General features: G+C 70.3%; 1 protein-coding gene. It reads left to right on the top strand.

All coding sequences use genetic code 11. The features are described 5' to 3' along the window. A partial coding sequence (locus AC1DYI_RS25105; protein ID WP_477206859.1) for an amino acid adenylation domain-containing protein occupies positions 1 to 5,491 on the top strand: 5,491 nt, incomplete at both ends.

Raw genomic sequence — 5,491 nt, 5'->3', positions numbered from 1 at the left:
CCACGGTGCATGTGACCTACCGCCGCCTGCGTCGCGTGGACATCGCGCAAGGCCGCGGCAGCGTTGTCGGGCGGCCGCTGGGTGACTTGTCGGTGGTGGTGCTCGACGCCCGTCAGCGCCTCGTGCCCGTCGGCACGCCCGGCGAAATGTATGTCGGCGGCGGCGGGGTGGCGCGCGGCTATCTGCGACGCCCCGAGTTGACCGCCGCGCGCTTCGTCGAGCTGCCGGGTGTGCCGGGCGGCCGCCTGTACCGCACGGGCGACGCGGCGCGCTGGCTCCCGGAAGGTGAGCTCGAGTTCATCGGGCGCATCGACGACCAGGTCAAGATCCGTGGCTTCCGGATCGAGTTGGGCGAAGTCGAGCACCAGCTCGTCGCTTGCCCCGGCGTGAAGGACGCGGTGGTCGTGGCCCGCGCTGACGGCGTCTCGGGCGAACGCCGCCTCGTCGCCTACGTTGTCGGCGACAAGCGGGACGAGGACGCCGGCAGCGCCATCGAGCGTTGGCGCGCGCAGCTCGCGCGCCAGCTGCCCGACTACATGGTGCCCGCGGTCTACGTGGCGATGGACGCCTTGCCCCTGACGCCGAACGGCAAGGTGGACAAGCGCGCGCTGCCGGCGCCGCAGGCCGGCGATGTGCAGCGCCAGGCTTATGTGGCGCCGCGCGACGCTGTGGAAGCGGCGCTGTGCGCCGTGTGGCAGCAGGTGTTGCGCCAGGACCGCGTCGGCGTGCACGACAACTTCTTTGCGCTCGGCGGTGACTCGATCCTGTCCATCCGCATCGTCGCCCGGGCGCGCGAACACGGCCTGGCGCTGAGCGTGCGCGACCTGTTCCGCCACCAGACGGTTGCCGACCTGGCGCAGGCGCTGCCCCGCGAAGTTGCGGCCGAGCTGCCCGCGCTGTCGCCGCAAGCGGCGCCTGAACCCTTCTCGCTGCTCACGCCCGAAGAGCGCGAGGGCCTCGGGCCCGAGCTGACCCAGCGACTCGACGACGCCTACCCGATGTCGCGGCTGCAGCTCGGGATGGTCTTCCACACCCAGCTGGAGCGCAGCGGCGAGGCCTACCACGACCTCTTCAGTTTCCATGTGGCCGCCCGCTGGGACGCGGCCTGCTTCGCGCAGGCGCTCGCGTTCATGGCGCGCCAGCATCCCGTGCTGCGCACCGGCTTCCTGCTGGAGCGTGCCCGGCCGCTCCAGGTTGTGCAGCGCGAGATGCAGCCGCCGCTGACGGTGGCCGACATCCGGCACCTGTCTGCCGCCGAGCAAGACGCCCACATCGCTCAGTGGATGGCGCAGGAGAAGCGGGTCCGGTTCGACTGGCGCGGCCCGCTGTTCCGCGTCTTCGTGCACCTGCGGACGGAAGACCGCTTGGAGCTCGGGCTGAGCTTTCACCACGCGGTCTACGACGGCTGGAGCAACTCCACCTTCACCAGCCAGCTGCTGATCCACTACGGCACGTTGCTCGCCGGCGGTGCGCTGCCCGAGCCTGCCGTCGACCGTGCGTTCCGCGACTTCATCGCCGGTGAGCAGGCGGTGCTGGGCAACGAACAGGCGCGCCGCTACTGGAGCGGCACTCTGCGTGAAGTGCCCGACCAGCAACTGCCTCGACGCGCCATCGGCGCCGACGCCGAGCGCGAGCGCAGCTTGCGTCGCCACACTGTGGCCGGCCTCGGTGAACGATCGGCCGGCCTGCTTGCCCTGGCGCGCCGCCTCGGCGTGCCGGTGCAGGCCCTGGTGCTCGCCGCACACGCCAAGATGCTGTCGACTTTGAGCGGCCAGCGCCTGACCCTCACGGCGGTGGTCAACAACGGACGGCCGGAGCAGGAGGGCGGTGAAAAAGGCCTCGGCCTGTTCCTGAACGCGCTGCCCGTCTGCATCGACGTGGGGGCGGGGCACTGGGAAGACCTCGTGCGGGCGATCGTTGCACGCATGGCCGAGAACCTGCCCTGGCGCCACTACCCGTTCGCCGCGATCCAGCAGGACCTGCAACGCGACTTCTCCGAGGTGGTGTTTACCTACACCCACTTCCATTCGTACCAGGCCCTCGGTGGCGCGCAGGGCCCGCGGCTGCTGGGCCGCCAGGTGTTCGAGAAGACCAACTACGACTTCTCGATCAATGCCTCGCGCGCCGCGGACACCGACCAGCTGTCGCTCGCGATCACCTACGACGTCGACCTGTACGACGCGGCGCTGGTCGAACGCGCCGGCGACAGCTACCTGCGCGCCTTTGACGCGATGCTGGCCGACGTGCGCGCACCGCACAACGCCTGCGACATGCTGGGCGAAGAAGAGCGCCGTCTTCTGTTGGCAACCTGGAACGACACGCGCACGCCCTATCCCGACAACGCGTGCATCCATGAGCTGTTCGAAGCGCAGGCGGCTGGGCACCCCGACATGCCGGCCGTGGTGCACGGCGACGAGTCGATCACCTACGGCAAACTTGAGGCCGAGGCCAACCGCCTCGCGCGCCACCTGCGTGCGCAAGGCGTGGCCCGCGACACCCCAGTGGCCGTCTGCACCGAGCGCTCGATCGACCTGGTGGTGGGCCAGCTCGCGGTGCTCAAGGCCGGCGGCGCCTACTTGCCGATCGACCCCAGCTATCCGGAGGACCGCATCCGCTGGGTGCTTGAGGACTCCGGCGTGCGCCTGGTGCTGACCCAGCGCGAGCTGATGGCCGATCTGCCGCTGGACGAGCTGGCGGTGCTGCCGTTGGACGCCAATGTGCGCGCGCGCCTCACCGGCCGGCAGTCGGCGCAGCCGCTGGGCCGGGTCGAGAACGGTACCTCGCCCTCGGCGCTGGCCTACGTCATCTACACCTCCGGCACGACCGGCCGGCCCAAGGGCGTGCTGCTCGAGCATCGCGGGGTTGCCAACCTTGTCCGCGTCAACGCCCGCGCGCTGGGTTTTGCTGCTGGCTCGCGCATGCTGCAGTTTGCTTCGATCGGCTTTGATGCGGCGACCTGGGAATGGACGACGGCGCTGTTGAACGGCGGCACGCTGGTGCTGTGCGACGAGGTGGCGGACCCGCAACGCGTCGCCGAGGTCATCGTGCGCCATGGCGTGACGCATGCGGTGCTGCCCGCCGCCTATGCCGACCAACTGCCGCAGCACGCGCTGCAGGCGCTGCACACGCTGACGGTGGCAGGCGATGTCTGCACGACCAGCACCGCGGCGCGGCTGTCGCAGCATGTGCGGCTGGTCAACGCCTACGGCCCGACTGAGACGACGGTCATGGCGACGCTGCACGCCTACGCCGGAGAGGCGGACAGCGTGCCGATCGGCGGGCCCATCGCCAACACGCGCGCCTACGTGTGCGGCGACGCGATGGCACTGCGCCCAGTCGGCGCGGTGGGTGAGCTGTACGTCGGCGGCGTCGGCGTCGCGCGTGGTTACCTGAACCGGCCCGAGCTCAGCGCCGAGCGCTTTGTGGCGGACCCGTTCGGCGAAGACCCCACGGCGCGCCTGTACCGCACCGGCGACCTGGTGCGCTGGCGGGCCGACGGCACGCTGGAGTTCGTCGGCCGGGTCGACCATCAGGTCAAGATCCGCGGCTTCCGGATCGAACTCGGCGAGATCGAGCACCGCCTGGCGGCGTGCCTGGGCGTGCAGAAGGCGGCTGTGCTGGCCCGTGCCGACGGTCCGTCGGCCGAACGTCAGCTGGTTGCCTATGTGGTTCCCACGCAACTGGGCGACACCGGCGCCGCGGTTGACCGCTGGCGCGCGGAACTGGCGCTCACGCTGCCTGACTACATGGTGCCGGCGGTCATCGTCGTGCTCGATGCCATGCCGGTGACTGCGCACGGCAAGATCGATCGCCGCGCGCTGCCTGCGMCGGACGAAGCCGACCTGCAGCGGCAGGCCTATGTCGCGCCAACCGACGAGACCCAGGCGCGCCTGTGCGTGCTCTGGCAGGAGGTGCTGCAGATCGAGTGCGTCGGCATTCGCGACAACTTCTTCGCGCTCGGCGGGCACTCGTTGCTGGCGGCGCGGCTCGTCAGCCTGCTGCGCCAGGACTTCGAGATCGAGCTGCCGCTGCGCACCGTCTTCGACAAGCCGACGGTGGAGGAGCTCGCGGCCGAGATTGCCCGCGCGCCAGGCGATGCCGCGCTGCCTCCGGTCGCCGTGCGCGCCGAGGGTGAAATGCGGCGCTTGTCCTTTGCCCAGGAACGCCTGTGGTTTGTCGGCCACCTCGGTGGCGAAGGCATGCGCCACGGCGTGCCGCGGGCTTTCGTGCTGCGTGGCCCCATCGACCACGAGGCGCTCGCGGGCGCGCTCGCCGATGTGGTGGCGCGGCATGAGGTGCTGCGCACCATCTGCGTCGAGCGAGATGACGTCGTCTGGCAGCAGGTGCAGCCGGCAAGCCCGGTGGCGCTGGTGCTGACGACCTTGCGCGGGCTGACGCCCGCCGAGCAGGCACGCGAGGTCGCCCGTTGGATCGGGCACGAGGCGGCGCAGGCGTTCGATCTGGCGGCCGACGTCATGCTGCGCGCCCGGCTGCTCGAGCGCGCTGACGATGACCACGTCCTGCTGCTGACGATGCACCACATCGCCTCGGACGGCTGGTCGCTCGGCATCCTGACGCGCGAGCTGGGGGCTTCCTACGACGCCCGCCGGCGCRCAACCAGCGCGCCGCTGGCGTCGCTGCCGGTGCAGTACGCGGACTATGCACATTGGCAGCGCGAGTGGCTGCAAGGCGAGGTGTTGGAGCGCCAGCTCGCGTGGTGGACGCAGCGCCTGGAAGGCTTGCCTGCCGTGCACGCGCTGCCGTTGGATCGGCCGCGCCCGGCCCAGCAGTCCTTCGCCGGACGCAGCTGGGTGCAGACGCTGACCCCCACCCTCACCGCGGCCTTGCGTGGCCTGTGCCAGGCGGAAGGGGCGACGCTGTTCATGGCGCTGCACACAGCCTTCGCGGTCCTGCTCGGGCGCTGTTCGTCCAGCGACGCCATCGTCGTCGGCACGCCGATGGCGGGCCGCCCGCGTCGCGAGTTCGAGCCGTTGATCGGCTTGTTCGTCAACATGCTGGTGCTGCGCACGCGGCTCGACCGTGCACAAGGCTTCCGCGAGCTGCTGGCACTTTCGCGCAAAGACCTGCTCGATGCCTACGCACACCAGCACGTGCCGTTCGAGGCGCTCGTCGACGCGCTGCAACCGGCGCGCAGCCTGAAGCACGGGCCGCTGTTCCAGGTCGTGTTTGCGGTGCAGAACTTTGAGCGCGATGTGCTGTCGCTGGACGGTGCCGTCATCGAGCCGCTGCGGGTCGAAGACGGCCCTCTGCGGGTGGAGTACGAACTCGGGCTGCATGTGCGCGAGGTCGACGACAGGCTCGACCTGCATTGGTCCTGCAACGCCGACGTGCTCGACCGCGAAACGCTTCAGCGTCTGGGTACGAACCTGGAGGTGCTGCTGGAGGGCATTGTCGAGCGGCCTGACGCATCGATCGGTGCTTTGCCGCTGCTGAGCGAGGGCGAACGGCAGCAGTTGCTGGTGGAGTGGAA

Source organism: Ideonella sp. P3_A4, assembly GCF_056403075.1.
The sequence above is the reverse complement of the archived record's forward strand: the minus strand, read 5'-3'. Positions and strand labels throughout refer to the sequence as shown.